Annotated in this window: 15 protein-coding genes and 1 pseudogene; 6 read left to right on the top strand and 10 right to left on the bottom strand. The window is 60.2% G+C overall.

Translation table 11 applies throughout. The features are described from left to right. Positions 1 to 39: 39 nt before the first annotated feature. The 4 genes from H9L12_RS00910 to H9L12_RS00895 are packed head-to-tail and all read right to left on the bottom strand — an operon-like array spanning position 40 to position 6,749. Positions 40 to 1,680 carry a long-chain-fatty-acid--CoA ligase gene (locus H9L12_RS00910; RefSeq protein ID WP_343060429.1) on the bottom strand — a complete coding sequence of 547 codons (1,641 nt, stop codon included), beginning with the start codon at positions 1,678 to 1,680 and terminating at the stop codon, positions 40 to 42. Next, positions 1,620 to 3,251: a carboxylesterase/lipase family protein gene (locus tag H9L12_RS00905; RefSeq protein ID WP_187542237.1), complete on the bottom strand. Its 1,632-nt coding sequence runs from the start codon at positions 3,249 to 3,251 to the stop codon at positions 1,620 to 1,622. Before H9L12_RS00905 ends, H9L12_RS00910 begins: the two co-directional genes overlap by 61 nt. Further along, positions 3,248 to 4,534 carry a spinster family MFS transporter gene (locus tag H9L12_RS00900; RefSeq protein WP_187542236.1) on the bottom strand — a complete coding sequence of 429 codons (1,287 nt, stop codon included), beginning with the start codon at positions 4,532 to 4,534 and terminating at the stop codon, positions 3,248 to 3,250. The genes H9L12_RS00905 and H9L12_RS00900 overlap by 4 nt, the downstream gene beginning before the upstream one ends. A 37-nt stretch (positions 4,535 to 4,571) precedes the next feature. Further along, positions 4,572 to 6,749 carry a TonB-dependent receptor gene (locus H9L12_RS00895; protein ID WP_246450472.1) on the bottom strand — a complete coding sequence of 726 codons (2,178 nt, stop codon included), beginning with the start codon at positions 6,747 to 6,749 and terminating at the stop codon, positions 4,572 to 4,574. 1,007 nt (positions 6,750 to 7,756) lie between these two features. Between H9L12_RS00895 and H9L12_RS13085 the strand changes: the two genes are divergently transcribed. Together H9L12_RS13085 and H9L12_RS00885 are read left to right on the top strand one after the other, a co-directional pair. Then, on the top strand, positions 7,757 to 7,939 hold the full coding sequence (locus H9L12_RS13085; protein WP_223177130.1) for a hypothetical protein: 183 nt from the start codon (positions 7,757 to 7,759) through the stop codon (positions 7,937 to 7,939). 416 nt (positions 7,940 to 8,355) lie between these two features. Beyond that, positions 8,356 to 8,829, top strand: coding sequence for a hypothetical protein (locus H9L12_RS00885; protein WP_187542233.1), 474 nt, complete (start codon positions 8,356 to 8,358; stop codon positions 8,827 to 8,829). A 53-nt stretch (positions 8,830 to 8,882) separates the two neighbouring features. Here H9L12_RS00885 and H9L12_RS00880 read toward each other — a convergent pair whose 3' ends face one another. After that, positions 8,883 to 9,239, bottom strand: a complete 357-nt coding sequence (locus H9L12_RS00880) for a hypothetical protein (protein ID WP_187542232.1) — start codon at positions 9,237 to 9,239, stop codon at positions 8,883 to 8,885. Positions 9,240 to 9,371: 132 nt separating this feature from the next. On the opposite strand from H9L12_RS00880, the gene H9L12_RS00875 reads away from it, so the two are divergent. Then, positions 9,372 to 9,839, top strand: coding sequence for a hypothetical protein (locus H9L12_RS00875; protein ID WP_187542231.1), 468 nt, complete (start codon positions 9,372 to 9,374; stop codon positions 9,837 to 9,839). A 357-nt stretch (positions 9,840 to 10,196) separates the two neighbouring features. Here the strand turns inward: H9L12_RS00875 and rtcR are convergent, their stop codons facing one another. Next, positions 10,197 to 11,789, bottom strand: coding sequence for an RNA repair transcriptional activator RtcR (rtcR, locus tag H9L12_RS00870; RefSeq protein ID WP_187542230.1), 1,593 nt, complete (start codon positions 11,787 to 11,789; stop codon positions 10,197 to 10,199). Between the two features lie 301 nt (positions 11,790 to 12,090). Here rtcR and H9L12_RS00865 point away from each other — a divergent pair, with 301 nt between their 5' ends. Both H9L12_RS00865 and rtcA read left to right on the top strand, forming a co-directional pair. Further along, positions 12,091 to 13,263, top strand: a complete 1,173-nt coding sequence (locus tag H9L12_RS00865) for an RtcB family protein (protein ID WP_187542229.1) — start codon at positions 12,091 to 12,093, stop codon at positions 13,261 to 13,263. Between the two features lie 36 nt (positions 13,264 to 13,299). Continuing rightward, a complete protein-coding gene (gene rtcA / locus H9L12_RS00860) occupies positions 13,300 to 14,316 on the top strand; it encodes an RNA 3'-terminal phosphate cyclase (protein WP_187542228.1) in 1,017 nt (338 codons plus the stop codon). A gap of 267 nt (positions 14,317 to 14,583) precedes the next feature. Here the strand turns inward: rtcA and H9L12_RS00855 are convergent, their stop codons facing one another. From H9L12_RS00855 to H9L12_RS00840, 4 genes and pseudogenes are all read right to left on the bottom strand, one after another. Further along, complete coding sequence (locus H9L12_RS00855; RefSeq protein WP_147493493.1) at positions 14,584 to 15,459, bottom strand: MlaD family protein; 876 nt, start codon at positions 15,457 to 15,459, stop codon at positions 14,584 to 14,586. Continuing rightward, positions 15,459 to 16,958 (bottom strand): efflux transporter outer membrane subunit, encoded by a 1,500-nt coding sequence (locus H9L12_RS00850; protein ID WP_118856145.1) that lies wholly within the window; start codon positions 16,956 to 16,958, stop codon positions 15,459 to 15,461. The genes H9L12_RS00855 and H9L12_RS00850 overlap by 1 nt, the downstream gene beginning before the upstream one ends. 6 nt (positions 16,959 to 16,964) lie before the next feature. After that, a pseudogene (locus H9L12_RS00845) lies at positions 16,965 to 18,523 on the bottom strand (MDR family MFS transporter). A gap of 6 nt (positions 18,524 to 18,529) precedes the next feature. Next, on the bottom strand, positions 18,530 to 19,678 hold the full coding sequence (locus H9L12_RS00840; protein ID WP_425506787.1) for an HlyD family secretion protein: 1,149 nt from the start codon (positions 19,676 to 19,678) through the stop codon (positions 18,530 to 18,532). An 87-nt stretch (positions 19,679 to 19,765) separates the two neighbouring features. Between H9L12_RS00840 and H9L12_RS00835 the strand changes: the two genes are divergently transcribed. Further along, a complete protein-coding gene (locus tag H9L12_RS00835) occupies positions 19,766 to 20,209 on the top strand; it encodes a MarR family winged helix-turn-helix transcriptional regulator (RefSeq protein ID WP_147493494.1) in 444 nt (147 codons plus the stop codon). The last annotated feature ends 38 nt before the right edge of the window (positions 20,210 to 20,247 follow it).

The raw sequence follows: 20,247 nt of genomic DNA, 5'->3' as shown, positions 1-20,247 counted from the left end.
GTCGCCTTCTTGGCCGATGCGGCAGGCTTCTCAGGACTCTCAAGCATCACTGTATCGTTCTCGGAGGCTGTTCTTGTCGATTTTGCCGGTCGATGCGAGCGGCATCACCGGCAGCCGAATGACGGCGTCTGGCACCCACCACGGCGCTACCCGATCTTTCAGGGGCGCAAGCAGGTCATCGTCGCTGATGGGCTGGTTCGAACTCAATTCGACGAACAGCACCGGACGTTCGCCCCATTTGACGTCGGATCGTCCAATCACCGCGGCCAAAGAGACCTGAGGCAATGCACCGACGGCGGCTTCGATTTCGGCTGGGTTGATCCACTCACCACCCGACTTGATCAAGTCCTTCGACCGGCCGGTAATGGTAAGGTTGCCGGCCACGTCGATGCGCGCCAAGTCGCCGGTCGGGAACCAGCCGTCCGCTGACGCCGCGCTTTCTGTTTCGCCAAAATAGCGGTCGACGACCGACGAGCCGCGCACGTGCAGGTGACCTTCGCTATTCCGCTGCTCCGCCAGCGGAGTGCCGACATTGTCGGCGACCATCAGGTCGACCCCAATCGCTGGCCGGCCCGAGGTAGAGGCGGTCCGCGCCTCATCGTTCGGGATGGCCACGGTTCCCGATGGCGACAGTTCGGTCATTCCCCAGCTTGTCTGCACGGTCACGCCCAGACGTTGCTCGAGGCGCTCCATCAGGGCCGGCGGCATTGGCGAGCCACCGACGATGATGCGCTTCAGACTGGGCAGCTCTTCGCCGGTGGCGTCCAGATGGTCGACCAATCCCAGCCAGACGGTGGGAACGCCGACCGCGACGGTGACGTCTTCGGTCGCGATTAAGCGAGCCAGGCTGGCGCCGTCCGTATGCCGTCCCGGAAGAACCAGCTTTCCGCCGACCGCCGGGACCGCAAACGGCAAACCCCAGGCATTGGCGTGGAACATCGGCACCACGGCGAGTACCGCATCCTGACCGGAAAAGGCCATGACGTCCGCCTGCAAGATTCGGAGCGTGTGCAGGAAGTTGGACCGATGAGTGTAGGTCACGCCCTTCGGCTGTCCGGTAGTACCTGACGTGAAGCAGAGGCCGGCTGGCGACGTTTCCGGGAAGTTCCCCCAATCGGGATCAGCCGGGGCCTCCAACAGAGCTGTTTCAAGACCCCGCACCGGTGCACCGCCCCTTACCTTGTCTTCCGCAATTCCGTCGACGACGAACAGGCGCACGACGTTGCTGGCGCGCGACACGACATGCTCGGCGAGCGGCAAGAGGTCGGCGCTTACGACAATGATGCGGGCCCCAGAGGCCTTGACCATCTCTGCCAGTTGCGCCGCGGTCAGACGCGGGTTGAGCGTATGGCAGACTGCGCCCATTCCCATGATCGCAAACCAGGCTTCGACATGTGAATGCGTGTTCCAGGCGAGCGTCGCGACGCGATCGCCGACGCTGACGCCTACATGGCGAAGGACTGACGACACCCGAGCCGAGCGATCGAGCAGGTCGGCGTATCCAGTGCGAACCGTGCCGCCTTCGGCCGCAGTGACGACTTCCCGGTGCGGGTGCCACTTCGCCGCATGACGAAGGAATTTGTCCAGCGTCAGCGGATAATCCTGCATGCTTCCGTCGATCATCGGCAGCCTGCAGCCTTCGTCAGGACCGGCGAGATGATGCCGGTGTTCCAGTTCCACGGCTGGTCGCCTGCCGCGCGGCGGCGGCACATGCTGGCTTCGTGGAGCGCGAACATGCCGGGAAACAGTTTTACGTTCGGTTGCGGCGTACCGGCGAAGCGCATGTAACGACCGTCTTTGCCATAGGCCGGCCAGGCCGGCTGGCCGGCGGCGGTCGGGCGACCGGTCTTCGCGAAACTGGTCCAATAGCTCATCATCGCGGTCGACAGGCGCCGGTTTGCGAGGTCGTCGGGGATCTTGGGCCAGTTCGGCGGCGTCGATGATGCGGTGCCGAACACATAGGGAAGCTCGGCCGCGTGGAAGGCGTGGAGGCCATTGTCGTCGGCCGCGGGATAGCCATGATCGAAGAGGTAGAGATAGGCCCGGTCGCCGACCGCGGTTTGACCGATCGCAAGTCTCGCCGAGGTCCAGCCGTAGAGCGCGTCACGGGTCGTCGCGAGCATCGATTCCTTGATCGAGGACGACGGATAAAGCTGTAGGAACGGGGTCGCGAGGTCGTCGTACTTCGCATGGATCGCTGCTTCATAGGCGGTCGCGTCGGCCGGTGCCGGCGGAAGCAAGACGCCAAGGGAGCGAATTTCCCCGGCATTGAATCCGGCCATCACCGGAACCCGCGCTTGCTCGCCGCGGTCCCAGGTGTCGACCAGCTGACGGGTCAGGAAATGCCCGTCCACCGTGCCCCACGGGCCATAGCCCTTGGTCGCCGCGTCCTGGGTGAGTTTGATGGCGTCCATCGCCCGCAGGTCGGCCAGGCTTTTGGCGCCGAGCGCGCCCATCGCCGTCGATCCGGCCGCCTCGGCCGATGGCATGCCATGCTTTGCGATCTTCAACTCGGGCGAGCTGATCATGTAGCCGCTTTGAACGATCGACTTGTGGAACAAGCCGCGCGCAGCGGGCGAGACCATCAGGTACATGGCGCTGAGGGCACCGGCGGATTCTCCGGCAATCGTGACATTGTCGCTGTCGCCGCCGAACGCGCCGATGTTGCGCTTCACCCATTGCAGGGCGGCAATCTGGTCCTGCAGCCCGTAGTTGCCGGAAATGCCAGCGGCATTCTCCGCGCTCAATTCCGGATGGGCGAGGTACCCAAGTATGCCGAGGCGGTAATTGATCGAGACGACGACGATGCCACCCTGCTTCGCTATCCGCACGGCATCGTAAATCGGCTCATGGCTATAGCCGGTGACCAGCGCGCCGCCGTGGATCCACACGAGCACCGGCAGCTTTTTGGCGCCCGCGGGCGCGAAGACATTGAGCGTCAGGCAGTCCTCGCTCATTCGTGCAGGCGGGTTGGTGTAGATGTTCGGCTTTTTGTAGACCGGCTGCACGCAGGCAGGGCCGAACGCAGTCGCCGACCGAACGTCATTCCAGCGTGGCAAGGCGACCGGCGGCTTCCAGCGCAAGTGACCGACCGGCGCCGCGGCATAGGGAATGCCGCGATAGAGCGAGACCCCGTTGTCGGCGGTACCGATCATCTTTCCGGCCGGAGCGTCGACGGTCGGATTGGCGGCGGACGCCGGCGCCATGAGGCTCAGGCCTGTCGCAAAACCGATCACTAGCGATTTGATCATGCTGACACCTTTGAAGCCATCTCTTCCCGCCGAAGCCGTCTGGCGAGCCAGCAGAACAGGACGATAGCGACGATGTAGAACGGAGACAGCGTCCAAAGCGCCGACTGCAGGCTGCTCACATGGCCGTGTGCCTTGAACCAGTCGCTTGCCTGGCCGACCCAGGTCGGGCCGAGGCCAAGGCCGATGAAGTTCATGATCAGCAGCAGAAGAGCGCCGGACAGCACCCGCTGGTTCGGCTTCACTTCTTCCTGCACCAAGGCGACCGACGCCGACAGGTAGAAATAGTTAAAGGTCATCACGACGGTCAGCAGTATCAGCGCGAGCGGCCAGCCCGGTGCCCATACGAAGCCCAGATAGAAGGGCATTGCGATCGCCAGCGACAGCGCTGGCGCGGTGGCATAGCCGGCCTTGCTCGCCCGGCGCATGCGGTCGATGATCCGGCCGGATACGATCATGCCGCCGCCCATCCCGACCAGCAGGACCAGCGCATACCAGACCGCGACTTGCTCCAGCGTCATGCCCTTTTCCCGCATAAGGAAGAGCACCGCGAAGTTGCCGAGGCCATAGGTCACGAACTGGGTCGCGCCGCTGCCCAGCGCCGCGAGCATCAGCGTCGGATTGGAAAGAAACATCCGAAGCGTCTGCCAGAACGGCGCAGCTTCCGTCGTTCTTGGTTGGCCACCATCCATCGCGCCGCGCTCGGGTTCCTTGACGAATAGCCAGACGAGGATCGCCATCGCCACCCCAATCAGGCCGATGACAATGAACGGCGTTCGCCAGTCGAACCGCACCGCAATCGCCGCACCGAACGCGACCCCGGCGGCGGCACCGATCGCCGGGCCGAGATTGAAGATGCCGAGCGCAGCGGCTCGTTTTCCGGGCGGGTAGGTGTCGGTGATGATCGCGTAGGAGGGCGGAACGCCGCCCGCCTCGCCAAAGCCTACGGCCATGCGGGCAACCACCAACTGCGTGTAGTTAGCGGCCATTCCGCAGGCAGCGGTTGCGGCGCTCCAAATGCCACATGCCAGTGCCAAGACTCGGACGCGGTTGCTCCGGTCTGCGAACCAGCCGACCGGAATCGCGATGAAGCAATAGAACATCGCGAAATATAGACCGCCGATCAGGCCAAGCTGGCCGTCGGATACACCGAGAGAATCCTGGATCGGCTTGGCAAGGATACCAATCAGCTGCCGATCCAGGAAGTTGAGGACGTAGACGAAGGTCAGGGTCGCCAGCACGAATCCACGGCGCTGGCCCGTCGTCGTTCGCTCTCCACGATCCATGTCACCGACCCCTTTCACTAGCGGTCACCCGCTTCGGTTAGATACCGTAACCGATGCGGAGCCCGACCGTGCGCGGCCGCAACGTCCCGAAGCGACTTACCAGGAAGGCTTCTGGATGGATGTAGACGATCGAATGATCGTCAAAGACGTTCTCTACATATAGCTGCGCAGTCAGGTCCCGATGCTTGATGCCGAGGCTGAGGTTGGTGTTCACATAGCCATCGGTCCGCCCGAAAGTCGACAGCGGCAGGGTCGGATTGCCCGGCGTATTTGGGAAACTGCTGTTGTACGGCCCGACATACTGGACGTTGGCGGCCAGCGTACCCTTGACCGTACTGCTAAGGTCGAAGCCGTACGACGAGTACAGCGATCCCTGGAATCGCGGTGCCGACAGGCGGTGCCCAAGGACCGCACCGGAGATGGCCGCTTCTTCCTCGCTCAGCTTGGTAATCTTGGAATCGTTGTAGGATCCATTCGCACCGATGAAGACGTCTTTCACAGGAGCATAACCAAGCTCCAACTCGATGCCGCGGCTGCGGGCAGCGCCGATGTTTGTTGCGAACTGCACCGAGTCCGACACGCGGTTGGCCTGCGCCTGGATGTTGCTCCAGTCGATCCAATAGGCGGCAACGTTGGCGGTCAGCCGGCCATTGAGCCACCGGCCCTTGGCGCCGATCTCGTAGCTTTTCAGACTATCCGATGAGGCACCGTCCGGGATGATGATATCGGTGTCGTCGACCAGGCTCGGCCGCCCGGCGAATGCATTGACGATCGGCGCCCGGAAACCGGTCGCGAAGGTCGCGTAGGTGGTGAGGTCCGGGCTCGGCTTATAGGTCGCGCTCAATTTCCACGACGGCTTCGATCCCTTGGCCTTGCGTCCCTCCGACGCTTCGTAGGGCGTGAAAGTGGTGAAGTTCACCGGGATGTTAAGCAGCGCGAAGGTGTAATAATTGAAGCCGAACGCGGTCGCGAGATAACCGCCCTCTTCGGTGAAACCTTGCGCCGTGGTCTCGCCGTAGCGCATGCCGCCGGTCAGCCAGAACTTGTCGGAGAACCGATAGGTCAGCTCACCAAAGCCAGCGAGTTCTGTGCTGATCTGGTGCGTGTATTGCTTCTGGTAATACTGGTCGGGAAGGCCGGTCAGCCCGCGCTCCTCCAGGAACTCCGGGCTCGACCGGTAGAAATAGTCGACGTCGCGCCGGCGGCGAAGATAGAAGCCGCCGACCGTGAATTGGAACGGACCATCCAGCGACGACACCAGGCGCGTTTCCTGCACGAACACCTTGTCATAGGCGTCGGCGTCGAGGCCGAACGCGATCGGCGCGCCCGGATAGATGGCCTGCGCCGGGAAGGTGCCGGCCAAGTCGACATAGAAACGCTGGTCGAAATCGGAATAAGTCGACGAACTCGTCAGCTTGGCGAAATCGAACTCATATTCGATCGTGCCGTTGAGGATCGTCTGCTTGCCCGTGAAGCGGTCGGGCTGATCCGAAACGCGCTTTTCGCGTCCCAGCGATGGGCTGGTAAGCGACGAATCCTTCGGATCGCTGTCCTCGAACGAACCAAGCACCCGGATCGACAGCCTTTCGGTCGGCCGCCACAGCGCAATAGCGCGCCCGCCCCAGTCGACCAGCGTGTTGGAATTCTCTTCACCCGTCCCGACGTTCTCGAGGTATCCGTCTTCGTTACGGTAGAAACCAACCGCGCGGATGCCGAACTTGTCGGTGACGATCGGCGTGTTGAGCATCAGGTTGTAGCGCTGGCGGATGCTGTCGGAGCCGGTAATCCCAAAGTCGACCAGCCCCGACCAGTCGAAGCTGCTGAGATTCGGACTCTTGGTCAGGATACGAAGTGCGCCGGAGAGCGAGCCCGACCCAAACAAGGTTCCCTGCGGCCCGCGAAGGAACTCCACCCGCTCCACATCGAACAAATTGGGGTCGACGACCGTGGTATTGCCGATCGTCGAGACCGGCAATTCGTCGATGTAGACGGCCACCGAGCTCTGCAAATTGGCGTTGTAGCCATTGGTCGCGATGCCGCGTGAGGTGAAGTTGTTGAAGTTCTGCGTTGGCCGGTTGAGCACTACGCCAGGCGTCTCACGGGCGATGCCTTCGTAACCGACGATGCCCTTTTCGGTGAGCTCTTCCTGCTGGAACGCCGTGATGCTGATCGGAACGTCCTGGATCCGCTCCTCGCGGCGAGTCGCAGTGACCACGACTTCCTGTGCCTCGGAGGCGGAGTCAGCGGTTTGCATTTCCGTTGAGTCGGTAGTTTGTGCTGAAGCCGGCGCCCCCAAGCTATGGCCATCGCACACGCAGTCGCGAGCAACTGTGCTTTCATCGAGCATCTCCCCTTCGGACCGATCGTACGTCGGCTTCCTGATCGAAAGCTGCGCGACAAATCGCGCATTGTCAACATTCACTCACACGCGTGTGAATATCTTAATACGCGACGTGGAATCTTTCGCAGTGGACGGTTGGTCGCGATCAAAGGCTAGCCAATTCAAGGGCTACGCTTTTTTGCTTATCGCCAAGCCATCAAGGCGAAGCGGCCCATCTTGCGTCCAATCTCAGGCGTCCGCTTTCGACCCATTGCGGACGCTAAGTGACATCAATACTGACTCCAGCGGGCCCTGACGCGGTCGGCGTGGGCACATCGGCAAACTGATGTGTTTGGCGGGTTCGAGTCCCGCTCATGGGTCCGTCCGATTTCGACCCATTGCGGTCATTAGATCTTGCGTTAACGTGCAGGCATGAGTGGCTCACCGCCAAGACTGGACACGGCAGATGCTATCGCTTGCATACGCAAGTGCGCGAATGCTGGCGTGCAGATACTTGGCCTTGATGGGTTCGTCGTTGTCGCTAACGGCTTCGTTGCCGCTCTGGACTTGCTGCTCGACGTTTCTGGCGAAAATCTGTCAGCCGATGAAGCTGCCGCTAGAGCGGAAGCTTTCGTGCATGCAAAGGGCCGTCCTGACGTGCATTGGGAAGTTTGGACGGTAGCTAGCTAATGACCGCTTTCCACCCATTCCCACCGCGTCCGATAACGACCCATTGCGGACATTAGCGGACCCCTTAGAAGCCGGAAATGGCTCGCTTTCTATTAACCTCCCCCGGTCCTCGCCCAGCCTACTACAGGGTAGCCGAACATCTGTGGGGTTCAGGTTGCAACTTCGATAGCGATGGGAACAGCAGCCAACCGGAAGCGACGGATTGGACGGAGTTGACCGTGACGCTCCGCTCCGCTCAATCTATTCAAGACAACGAAACCGATCGCTTAGACGTTGATCAGGTGGCAGCGAGCGAGCCACTCGTTCTCGCTATCGTCTCCGAGAACCCTGACTTGGCTCGCAAGGCCGCCGAGTTTCTGCATCGCGAGGCCGGTGGCGAACTATCCATCGGCTAACGACCGCTTTCCGCCCAAACTTGCCGCGTCCAGGTTCGACCCATTGCGGACATTAGCTGAGCTTCAATCGATAGAATTGGTGTTTGGATAGATTACGGGCGTGTCGCGCCGCCATTCGAACAGATACTCGTATGGCTCCTCGTCGCCTTCGGCACGAAACTCATGCGCGAGCGTCCAGCCAAGGCGGACAAACTCTGCCGCATTTTTTGATGAGTGGGCCTTGCCCAAGGGTATCCCGCGCTCACTCCTCATGCCGCGACCGTGCCACGGCTAATGTCAGCTTTCCACCCAAACTTGTCGCGTCCGGCTTCGACCCATTGCGGACATTAGGCGGCGCTGTATTGCTTAGGAATCTTTTTAGAGAAGCTATTCGAACTTAGGCCAGTCCCCTTGGACCCCATTTTGTGGAGTAGAGCGTGAGCGAAATTTTCAAAGTGCTACTGGTAGCGTCGTGCTTTGCCGTTCCAAGCGTTGCTCCAGCGGCCCCAGCAAATGTAGTGGCGTACAACTGCATTTTCCCGGTCGAAGGTTCGGCCCAGCACGGCAAGAAATTCGACTATTTGGCTGTTCTCATTCCGAACTGGCTGGAATCTACTTCTGGCACTCCCTTCGATGTGATCGACCCGTCGGACTTATTGCAGGGCGGTTCTCTCTCGCGCTTGATGAAAAAGGAAAGCAGCTTTGCGTTGGCTGGAGCACCGTCCGACAAAACCAAAATGCTCTTGATCTCCATCGACACGGATAAGCCCGGCGTCTTCGATGCGGTGCTTGGAAACCATGCCACTCCCGAGATTAAGCGGGAGGGCCAGTGTGCAGCGATGGGCGAGAAAGCCCGAGAATCGTTCGAGTTCTGGAGAGTTCACCCGGATCGCATCGGGGATGCGCCCTAACGTCTACGCATTTTTGCTAGCGTCCGCTTTCGACCCATTCCGGTCATTAGGGATCAGGCCGTCTTTGGCGTGAACTTCGCCCAAAGGCGCTCCAACCCTTGGTCATTGACAGGCTTGTTCAGCCCCGCTCGGCCTATCGAGCGCATCCATTTGTCCAAGGCGAACCGAGCGAACTGCTGCCCTATGGGCGTAAGCTCCGAGAACCGAAGTTCAAGGTCGGGGCGACGGCTCACATCCACTGTAGGGTTCAGCAAGCCCTTGGCCTTCAGGAACTCGGCAAAGACAAACACAACGTCCGCCCCATGTCGCTGATACTCACCATCCTCCGGCACGATGTTTCCACGCTCGTCATGTGTTGTCACTTGTTGATTGAGCATCCACGGCACTGAGATAAGCACGAAGTCCTGCAAGCTGGCTCTCCCAAACACACCCAGACCATAACGGACTAGTGTCCGCTTTCCACCTATTCCCGTCGCGTCCGGCTTCGACCCATTGCGGACATTAGCGTCGGCATCCAAAGTGACTGCATGCATCCGAGAACATTGGCCACGCTTGAGCAACTAAGGAATGCCGATTGGTTCGCGAACGTCGGCGTCCAAACCTCTTCCGCTGTCGCGACGTTACCAGATTGGCCGTCGGCAATCGCAAGTTGTTCTTCGCCGGAATGGGAGAACTTGTGCCTTGAAGCGGCTAATCATTATCGCGAGCGTCTGCTCGAACGCTCACCTCAAGCTTTTTCAACATGGAACGATGTCGTAAACGCAGTGAAGCCGTCAGCGATGGCGCTAGTCCACGACAAAACGCGGTATGTTGTTGCCGCGCACAGCTTGCCAAGTGCGTTCAGCGATACTGTGAACTGGGATATTCTTCACCTTTGTATGGAAGCAGAGTTTGCGGACGTTTTCCCTCCCGGTTTCTACGCCAGCCAAGCCTACTGGTATGAGCGTGGTCACTTCCCCTGCGGATGGCGTGGACCATTCCCTGAAGGCGGCCATCTTGTCATTTTCTAGCGTTCGCTTTCGACCCATTGCTGCCATTAGCGGTCGCGGCCTAAGGTAGCTCTATGAGGAATGAGCCTATTCCAACAGACGACGCGGCGGAACGGCAACAGGGGCGCATCGCGCTCTGGCTCGACCCGGCCGACATTGATTGGCTGTCTACTCGCTGCGATTGTCCGCCAGATGCGCCGAAGGAACTGACCGAACGCTGTGCTCGGGTCCGCTTCCGCGCCCGAGCGGCTGTTCACAAAGCTGGGCTGGTGGGCCGTCAAACCTAATGTCCGCTTTCCACCCAAATCGGACGCTAGCCGATTAGACTCAATCCGGCGGCTTTCGCCTCAACCTCTTTCCTCGGCCTTTGGCGAGGCGCTATCTCGTCTCACGGAGGTTTGCCCAGGTAAGATCGAAGCGAGCTAGGTATTTGCGCAAACGATCAGCGTCATTTGTCGTACTGCGCTGTGCCCGCGATGCAGAAAATAGTGAGCGGCCCGCTTCTGAAAGTGATCGGCTGCCACGACAAACCTCAACGACATGACTCAATTGAACCCGATCGAAAGGGTCCAACGATTGAAGTGTTTCAGTTGATAGCAGGTCATCTAGACCATCCTCGGCCACGGAAGTGGGCCGCCACGCCGCCGACAGTCGAGCTATCTCGGCGTCGACCAAGCTCTTATCGATCCGCCCCTTGGGGCTGAAAGTTGCCATTCGGGTGACGCTTGACGCAAGATCGCGGAAGTTGCCGGGCCAAGTGGCGCTCGCACTGGTCGCGAACGCCAGATAGCTCTCTCGCGCTTCCTTATTAAAGGTGACCCGCTCACCTTCGCGTTCAGCGAAGCGGTCGAGTTCATAATCGAGGTTGGGCTCAATGTCCTCTCGGCGTTCGGCTAGGCCGGGAAGTTGGAACGTCCAAAGGTTGAGCCGCGCTAGGAGATCGTCCCGGAACCGCCCTTCGGTAACGCGGCTCGCGAGATCACGATTGGTGCCAGCAATAAGCTGAAAGTCACTTTCAACTTCCTTGTCAGCACCCATGGGGAAAAAGCGCTTCTCCTCAATGGCGCGAAGGATCATCGCCTGCTCATCGAGACCAAGCTCACCTATTTCGTCCAAGAAGAGCGTTCCTGTGTTCGCCGATTTCAAGAGGCCAGGGCGGTCGCTCGCTGCGCCCGTGAACGCCCCGCGTTTGTGTCCGAACAGTGCTGACATTGCGCCGTCGCCCTTGAGGGTCGCGCAATTCACCTCGACAAATGGCCCCTTCACCTGGTGCCGCAGTTTCTTCAGATCATATATTCGCCGGGCCAGCTGGCTTTTGCCGGCGCCCGTCGGCCCCATCAACAGGATGGGGGCACGGCTCCGAACGGCCACTTGCTCGATCTCGTCGATCATGCGGTTGAAGGCCGCGTTTCGAGTGTCGATGCCGGACTTCAGAAATGACGTACTTTCTGCCGTCGCCACGGCAAAACGCGTCGCAATGCTGTCATAGCGCGACAGATCGAGGTCAATGGTGTTCCACACGCCTTTCGGATCGACGGCTCCGCGACGAGGCTGGGTCTGGAGAAGTTGACCTGGGAGGTAGTGCGCTTCGGTCAGCAGGAAGAGGCAGATCTGAGCAACGTGCGTCCCGGTCGTGATGTGGATGAGATAATCTTCAGCATCGGGATCGAGCGGATAGCTACGGACGAAGTCGAGTAGCTTACCGTAGACCTCTTCGAAGTCCCACGCGTCTTCGAAGTCCATCAGGATCGGTTCGACCATCGTCTCCGGGGAGACAGCCGCAATGTCCTCGGCGAGGTAATCAACGAGGCCTCGATGAACTCCACCATGTATCATGACGAAGCGATCGACACGGAGATCTTCGTGCATTGTCAGCCCCACGCTCGGGCGCCACTGGTTCCAGCGCGTGGGACCTCGCTTGCTCGCGTCGAGCGTAGAACCAACAAAACCGATGACGACGACGGGCTTCACCGCGATACCATGATATAAATGTTTATCGATGTCGATAGATTTGCCAGTCGATTGCTACATGCAGGTTTTGAAGGAATATGTTTTAATTCTAAGCAATCCAGATACTTAGGTTAGATGCGCGAAATATCGGTGCAATTGGCACATCACCTGCAACCTGTAATTGGGTCGGGTGCAATCGAACAGCCCGACGCAGCGGTGGAAGGGGCGGCCGGAATGGGCCGGTCGCCCCAAGCCGAAAAGAGGCGAAAGCAATGAACGAGAATTTTGACTTCCAGCACGTTGAGGGGGTGTTCCCATCAAGATGTGGACCCGCGGCGTTCCGGTGGATGAGAAGGCTCGAGACCAGCTCGCCCGCGCTGCAAGGATGCCATTCGTCTTCAAACACGTTGCGGTGATGCCCGACGTTCATGTGGGGATCGGCGCGACCGTTGGTTCAGTCATTCCTACCAAGGGTGCAATCATTCCGGCGGCGGTAGGCGTCGATATAGGCTGCGGTATGTTGGCCGCGCGCACGTCCCTGGTGGCCAGCGATTTGCCCGACAACCTCGAAGGAATTCGCGCGGCGATAGAGCGTGCCGTTCCAGTGGGGAGGACGGTTGGGCGCGGCAATCGTGACACTGGTTCTTGGGGAGATCCGCCCCCCGCGATCGTGGAGGCGTGGGCAACAATTTCTGCTCGCTTCGATCAGATCATCGCAAAGTATCCCAAGCTCGCGAAGACGAACAACGTTGTGCACCTTGGTACGCTTGGGACGGGCAATCACTTCATTGAGGTCTGTCTCGACACGGAGCAGCGCGTTTGGGTCATGCTGCATTCCGGGTCGCGCGGCGTCGGGAATGCGATTGGCACATTCTTCATCGAGCTTGCCAAGCAGGACATGCGCAAGTGGTTCATCAACCTGCCTGACCAGGATCTGGCTTACTTCGCGGAAGGAACCGATCACTTCGACGACTATGTGGAAGCGGTCGAATGGGCTCAGGACTTTGCCGCTCTTAATCGGCGAATGATGATGACTAACGTCATCCGCGCCCTTCGGACGCAAATCTCGAAACCGTTCGACGCGGAACTGGAGGCGGTGAACTGCCATCACAATTACGTGACTCGCGAAAACCACTTCGGCGAGAACGTCCTCGTAACCCGGAAGGGAGCCGTCCGCGCAGCCAAGGGTGTGATGGGTATCATTCCCGGCTCAATGGGAGCCAAGTCGTTTATTGTCCGCGGTCTTGGGAACAAGGAGTCGTTCGACAGTTGCTCGCACGGCGCCGGCCGCGTGATGTCACGAACGCAGGCAAAGAAAGAAGTGACGCTCGCCGAGCACATCGCTGACACTGCTGGCGTCGAGTGCCGCAAGGACGAGGGAATGATCGACGAGAGCCCAAGGGCTTACAAACCGATCGAAGCGGTCATGGCGGCCCAGTCCGACTTGGTCGAAATCGTCCACACTTTGAAGCAGGTGGTGTGCGTAAAGGGGTAGCTCCCGCTACGTGCACTACCCAGTACTGAGAAAAGCATGATCATCATCGACGGATCCGAAGGCGAAGGTGGTGGCCAGGTGGTGCGCAATGCGTGCGCGCTTTCCTTGGTCACTGGCCAGCCGTTCCAAATCATCAACGCACGCGGGGGCCGCGATAAGCCAGGTCTCATGCGTCAGCACGTCACTGCAGTCGAGGCCGCGTGCGCGATCGGCGGTGCAACGTGTGACGGTTTGAGCGTCGGAACGTCGGAGATCACCTTTAATCCTGGGTCTGTATCGCCTGGCGAATATCACTTTGCGGTCGGCACGGCCGGCAGCACCAGCCTTGTGCTGCAGACTATTCTGATACCGTTGCTGCTCGCTGATGCCCCTTCAAGGATCGTGCTCGAAGGAGGGACGCATAACATTTACGCGCCTCCCTTCGATTTCATCGCGCGCTCCTTTTTGCCGGTCATCAATCGGATGGGGCCTACGGTGGATACAAAGCTTGTCCGTCACGGGTTCTATCCCCGCGGTGGCGGACGCATTGAAATCCACATTGATCCGGCGCCGTTGCAACCCATTGCTTGTGAGGAGCGCGGGGCCGAGTTGTCACAGGCCGCGACAGCAACTTTCGCTGCGCTTCCCCGCGAAATCGCCGAGCGCGAATTGAAGGTCGTGCGCAAAATGTTGCCGGAGTGGCCCGATGACGCACTCGCAATTCGGGAGCTGCCCGAAGAGCAGGGGCCCGGCACGATCCTCGTATTGGAAGCTGCTTTCGAGCACGTGACCGAGATTGTGAGCGGCTTTGGTAAGCTTGGCCTGTCGGCTGAGAAGCTGGCTGCCACCGCTGCTAATCGCATGAAGGGCTACCTCGCCTCGAACGCTTTCGCGGGACCTTACTTGGCCGACCAATTGCTCTTGCCGTTTGCGGTGGCCGGAGGCGGATCATTCACGACAGTCAAACCGAGCGAGCACTGCCGAACGGCTGCCGACGTGATTGCGCGATTCCTACCGGTGCGGTGCACATTCGCTGAAAGCGAGAACGGCTCGCATCTCGTGACGGTTCAATGAGGTGAATCTTATCGCAGCAACGATATCGAGGTTCAAGCAACCAGCCTATTGGCTTTTGCCCAGCCGGGCACGGCCACACGACCGACCGCTAGCGTCCGATTTGGGTCGAAAGCGGACGCTAGCCCTTTTGCCTACCGAATGTCCGAGAGTGGCCGTTAGCTGACCGTCTGCTTTGCGATAGCTCAGGAGCCATTCTTGCCGACTGATATCGCAGAATTGGCACGGGAGATTTTCTGGCTGGCACAAACTCCATCTCCGCGTGATCGGTCATTTTCCATCTGGCAGAATATCCTCGATGGTGTCCTTTCCGGTCGCGACGTTGGCTCGGATGCCGCGAATAGTTTTCTCTGATTGGCGCAACTGCCGGGACGTCTGCTGGATCGACGGACGGGCCTCTTCCAACGATCGGGAAAAATTGTCAGCACCTTCCCCAAAACTGCGAATTCTTGCTCGTGCGCGGGCGACATCGCCGTCAGCGGATTCAATTGACCTGCTAAGTCGCTCGGCTGTTCGTCCGGCGCCCGAGATTCCGTCCGCCACCATTCGAATGCTGCGAGGTTTGATTGACCTTGTCAGGCGTGAGGCGGTCTTTTCCCATCCAGCGGTCTGCTCCACCACCCCCTCAAGCGTCGCCGAGATTTTCTGCTGACCTTCGGCGTCGAGACTGTCGACGACTCCGTCGAGCTTACGGGCGACACTCATAGCTTCCTGCGCGGGGTCGCCACTACTCCGTTTGCTGACCGCTAATATTCGCCCGATATCATCGCGGCCTACCGGATTGATTAGCGGCCCCTCAGAAGACGGAATAAGTACGAGCGTCGCATCTCCGCTCATCAAGGATCGGCTGATGTCGGCTCGAACACCGCGTCGTATCGGCACCTTTTCATTCAGCGCCAGCGTGATCAAAACTATTTCTGGATTGAGCGGGTCGATTGAGATTGCTTCAATTCGACCCACTGGAACGCCTGACAAGGTGACACCGGATCCGACATCCAGGCCTGATACGCTCTTCGTAAAATGGACATGATAGCGCGCGTCAAGCGACCGCGATTCGCCCGAAATATAAAAAGCGAAAAACGCGAGGCCGAGAAACAGTATTGCCACGACCGCCAGTACCAACCGGAAGTTGGATCGCGTCTCCATTACCGTCCTGTGTCGCCTCTGCCGGGGGATGGCGGCTGCTGCCAGCCAAGGCCCAGTGATTTCTGAACAGCAATGAAGCTACCGGTGAGCGCAGCCGTTGCTGCGACAAGATTGCGCCCGGCCTCGAGGCTCTGCCGGTCCGCCTCGAGCGCTTCGCGGAGCGAGGCAGCTCCAACGTTGTACCGTTGTCGCATCAAAGCAGCGCTTCGGTCGGCGGACGCTTTGATTTCTGCCAACTCGGCAACCGACTGCCGCTGGCGCCCGAACCGCGAGAGCGACGATTCCGCGTCCTGGAGCGCGGTCAAGACGGCTTGTCGATACTGGGCCTCAGCTTCGTCCCGCGCTGATCGGGTTTGTCGAAGACGCGCCAGGCTGCGGCCGAAATCCAGCAATCCCCACTCAATTTGCGGCAAGGCTATCTTGCTCATGTTACCCAAGTCGAAGAGGTCGCCCGGTGAAGCTCCGCCTATTCCCAAAATTCCCATAAAGCTGATCTTTGGAAGCCGTGCAGCCTCGACAACGCCAATCCTGGCAGTCGCGGCTGCAAGGTTGCGCTCGGCAGCACGAATGTCCGGCCGACGGGCGATCAGCGACGCGGGGTCTCCTATTTCGACCGAGGCCGGGGGCAGAGGGATCGAGCCGAGTGGAGCCAGCAAAGGATCCACAACGCCGGGTGCTGCGCCGGTCAGCGCCGAAAGCGCGTTGAGATAGACCTCGAGTTCGCCCTGAACCTTCTCGATGTCGGCGTTGGTCGCCCTGAGTTGAGTTTTGGTTTTTTCGACTTCAAATGCGGTGGTCGCGCCTCGACGAAACCGTTGCTCGGCCAGATCGAGAAGCGTCCGATCAGCATCGGAGGCCAGTCTCAACGAAGCCAGACGATGCTGTCGTTCGCGAACGTTCGTGTAGGCTTGGGCGATTTCAGCAGTTAGCTGGACCTGGGCGTCGGCCTCATTGGCGACGGCCGCGCCAAGCTGGGCGGACGCTGCCTCGGCCGATCGCCGCTTGCCACCCCAAACGTCGATTTCCCAATTTGCGTTGAGGCCGAGATTGAAAAAGTCGATCGTTGTTCCTGCTTCCGAATCCTCGTCGCCGGTCGGTGGCGAGGTTGGCGGTCCCGACGTCGAGCCGCCACCCTGCTCGAGATCGAGACCCGGCAAGTCGGCGTAGACATATCTTCCCTGTACAGAGCCCGCCGGGAGTCGATCCGCGCGCTCGAAACGGACGTTTTGCCGAGCCTGCGCAATTCTCGCGCGAGCGGCTTCCAGTCCCGGATTGCCGGCCAGCGCCCTAGCCTCAAGTGTATTGAGGACGGGATCGTTGAGCGCAGTCCACCATTGCGCCAGTGCCGGCTGGTTCGACGAAGTGGACTGGGAGGCGCGAACGAAAGTCTCGCCCGGTTTCGCGATGGCAGGAAGGGGCACGGGACCTTTGTAGTTTGGACCGACAGTGCAGCCGCCAAGGGCCAGCACGGCGAGGATGGGGAGGTAGGCGGTGCGCATGAAACCTCAGTGCATGGAAAGCGACATGCCCTTGGGCAGCGGACGCAGGAAAAGGACGAGTGGAATGGACAGGACGATGACGACGGTCATGACAAAAAATATGTCATTGTAGGTCATGACGAAGGCCTGCTGCTGGATGGAACCCGCGAGTGTCCGAATAGCGGCTTCGGCACTGCCGAGACCGGCCTGAATACCCGTCAGATAGTCCTGCACGGACCAGCTGTTGGCGGAGAGAGATTCCTCCATCCGGCGGCTATGATGCCAGAGACGCTGATCCTGAATGGTCGCAAGCGCTGCCAGCGCAAAGGAACCGCCAAGGTTTCGGGCGGCGTTGAAGATGCCCGATGCGTCCCCGGCATCTTCCTTCGACACCGCCGCGATCGCCCCCTGATTGAGAAACAGCATGGTGAAGATCATGCCGACTCCGCGCAGGATCTGACCGGCCGTGAATGCGCCGCCGCCGGCCTCGGTCGTCAGATTGGTGGTGATCCAGCAGCTGATCGCCATCAGCAGCAAACCACTGCCCACCGCGAGCCGAATATCGATCCGGGTGATGAGGAAAGGCACGATCGGCATCAGGAACAGCGCCGGCAAGCCCATCAGCGCGATTACGTACCCGGTCTGTAGGGCGTTGTAGTCGGAGATGAGGGCAAGGAATTGCGGGATGACGTAGATGGTGCCGTAGAGCGCCATGCCGACCACCAGCGCCATGATCACGATACTGCCGAATTGCCTGGTGAAGATGAGACTGAGCTTGAGGACCGGTCGTCGCGCATATTTCTGGCCAACCAGCAGAAGCGCGAATCCGACGAGCGTCATCAGCGTCAATTGAATGATGAGAGGCGATTCAAACCATTCTTCGCGATGGCCTTCCTCTAGCACGACGGTGAGGCCACCCAGACCCAGAATGAGCCCGGCTATGCCAAACCAGTCGCCCTCGCGCACATAACTCCAGTCCGGACGTTGATGGGGGAGGCCAAGCCACAACAGCAGAAGCAAAACGATGCACACCGGAACGTTGACAAAGAATGCGTAATGCCAGCTGAGATTTTCCGTCAGCCAGCCCCGATCAGCGGACCCAGGACAGGCCCCAAGATGACGGTCACGCCGAACAGCGCCATGCCGATCGGTTGCTGATGGGGCGGGAGTCGGGTCGCAACGATCGTCATGGCGGTGGGGATCAAGGCGCCGGCGGTGATGCCTTGCCCTGCACGGCCGATGATCATCGTGGTGAGATCGTCCGCGACTCCGCACAGGATTGAAAAACCGGTGAACAGTGTCACCGCGACGAACAGCAGCGTTCGCAGTCCGAGCAAGCGCTCCAGCCACGCGCTGAGCGGGATAATAATGATTTCGGCAACGAGGAACGAGGTCGCGATCCAGGTGCCTTCGGTGCCTGTCGCGCCGATCTCACCCTGGATGGTCGGCAAGGCTGAGTTGACGATCGAGACGTCGAGCGTAGCAAGCAAGGCACCTAGGCTGCCAGCTGCCACTGCCAACCAAGCGCTTAGATCAGCCCGTTCCTCCCGAGCTGCAGTCTTGCCGATGGGGATGGAGGCCGCCAACTTCGCTTACCTTCTCGCTTCTTGCGCCTTACGGATCCGATCCAACTCGCCGCGAGCCGAACGAGTATCGGCAGTGACGTGCACCGACATGCCGGGCGCCAGCAGCCGCCGGACTTCAGGCGAGGCGTCGATGGCCACCCGAACCGGGATCCGCTGCACGATCTTGGTGAAGTTGCCGGTCGCGTTTTGCGGCGGGAGAATTGAGAACTGAGCCCCCGTTCCCGGCGCGAAGCTTGCAATTTTTCCGGTCAGCTCAATGCCTGGAAGGGCATCGACCTTGATGGTCACCGGCTGCCCGACCCGCATGAGCCCGACCTGCGTCTCCTTGAAGTTGGCTTCGACGTAGATTTTGTCGACCGGCACCAAGGTCATCAGCCGCGTGCCTGGCTGAACAAATTGACCCACGCGCACAGCCAGGTCCCCGACCCGGCCGGCGATGCTGGCCCGGATCGTCGTACTCTGCACATTGACATCGGCGGCCCTCAGCTGCGCCTCGCCCGCCCGGGCCTGCGAGAGCGCCTGCTCGATCTGGGCGTCGAGCGTGCCGAAGCGGCGTTGCGCCGCCAAAACAGCCGCCCGGCGCGTCGCTGCCTGCGCCTGGGCCTGCCGGAGCTGATTTCGCAGCTGGCTAAGCCGCTCGCGCGACTCCGCGCCGGTCCGAGCCAACGGCTCGAAGCGCGCGACCTGTTCGCTCGCGAAGGCGACGTCCGATTGCGCTGCATTCAACTGCGCCTGCGCCTGAGACAAGGCTGCCTGCTGCTCCCCAACCTGAGCGCGAACAGTGTCAGCGGTCGCGCGCGACGCTTCGATTTGGGCCTGGATCTGCGACGACTGGGCCCGGTAATCGCGCGCATCGAGCAGCGCGAGGGGCTGGCCGGCGCGGACGGTCTGGTTCTCGTCGACAAAGACGCGATCGATATAGCCACCTATCTTGGGAGCGACGACGACCGAATCCGCCTGAACAAACGCATCGTTGGTGCTTTGCAGATACTTTCCGCGAGATTCGTAGTCGAGATACCACCAGATTCCGAAAGCGATGGCTGCCAAAGCCACAACCAGCAGCGCGATCCGGACATTTCTCGAGCGCAGCGGAGACTTGCGCTCAGACCCGGCGGCAGAATTTTCGTTCGCATCCATCACTTGTGTGGCCATCATTCGTTCTCGGAAGGATTGGGAGTCGCAGGTTTCTGCAGAAAAAGGGCCGCTTGCCCCATCCTCGCAAATGAAGCAAGAGCATATGATATGGAACCTCACAAACTAATTTCCGTTTCGAAACAGTTCGCTTGGGTTTATCTTCGCCTGCAGCGCCTCATCGACCGCAACCTTTCTCGACACGGCGCTTCGCTGGCCAAGATCCGTCTCCTTGCATTCCTCGAAGATGGTTCGAAGCGCTCAACGGACATTGCGTCATTCTTCGGCCAGGCGCCCCGCACCGTGACGCAGGCGATTGACGCTCTCGAAGCTGCCGGACACTTACGGCGTATGCCGGTTCCCGGCGACCGCCGCACCAAACTTCTCGAGCTGACGGCAGAGGGTCGAGCCATGCTCGGGCGGGCCCAGCCGCTCTACGAAACGATACTTTCGCGGACCATGGGCGCACTGTCGGAGGACGAGCTCAATAAATTTGCTGATATGCTGACCAAGGTCGAAGCGGCGGTCGACCTGATTGAACCTGCCTCGAAGTGAGCCGGAATCCTTCAACCGGCTCTCGACGGCAAGAAGCA

Source organism: Sphingomonas rhizophila, assembly GCF_014396585.1.
In the GTDB taxonomy this organism is placed as follows: Bacteria; Pseudomonadota; Alphaproteobacteria; order Sphingomonadales; family Sphingomonadaceae; genus Sphingomicrobium; species Sphingomicrobium rhizophilum.
The sequence above is the reverse complement of the archived record's forward strand: the minus strand, read 5'-3'. Positions and strand labels throughout refer to the sequence as shown.

What these genes read in the sequence shown, in the direction of transcription:
- H9L12_RS00905 (WP_187542237.1), bottom strand. Translation starts at nt 3,251, where the DNA reads ATGATCAAATCGCTAGTGATCGGTTTTGCGACAGGCCTGAGCCTCATG.
- H9L12_RS00900 (WP_187542236.1), bottom strand. Translation starts at nt 4,534, where the DNA reads ATGGATCGTGGAGAGCGAACGACGACGGGCCAGCGCCGTGGATTCGTG.
- H9L12_RS00865 (WP_187542229.1), top strand. Translation starts at nt 12,091, where the DNA reads ATGTGGACCCGCGGCGTTCCGGTGGATGAGAAGGCTCGAGACCAGCTC.
- rtcA (WP_187542228.1), top strand. Translation starts at nt 13,300, where the DNA reads ATGATCATCATCGACGGATCCGAAGGCGAAGGTGGTGGCCAGGTGGTG.
- H9L12_RS00855 (WP_147493493.1), bottom strand. Translation starts at nt 15,459, where the DNA reads ATGGAGACGCGATCCAACTTCCGGTTGGTACTGGCGGTCGTGGCAATA.
- H9L12_RS00850 (WP_118856145.1), bottom strand. Translation starts at nt 16,958, where the DNA reads ATGCGCACCGCCTACCTCCCCATCCTCGCCGTGCTGGCCCTTGGCGGC.
- H9L12_RS00840 (WP_425506787.1), bottom strand. Translation starts at nt 19,678, where the DNA reads ATGATGGCCACACAAGTGATGGATGCGAACGAAAATTCTGCCGCCGGG.
- H9L12_RS00835 (WP_147493494.1), top strand. Translation starts at nt 19,766, where the DNA reads ATGGAACCTCACAAACTAATTTCCGTTTCGAAACAGTTCGCTTGGGTT.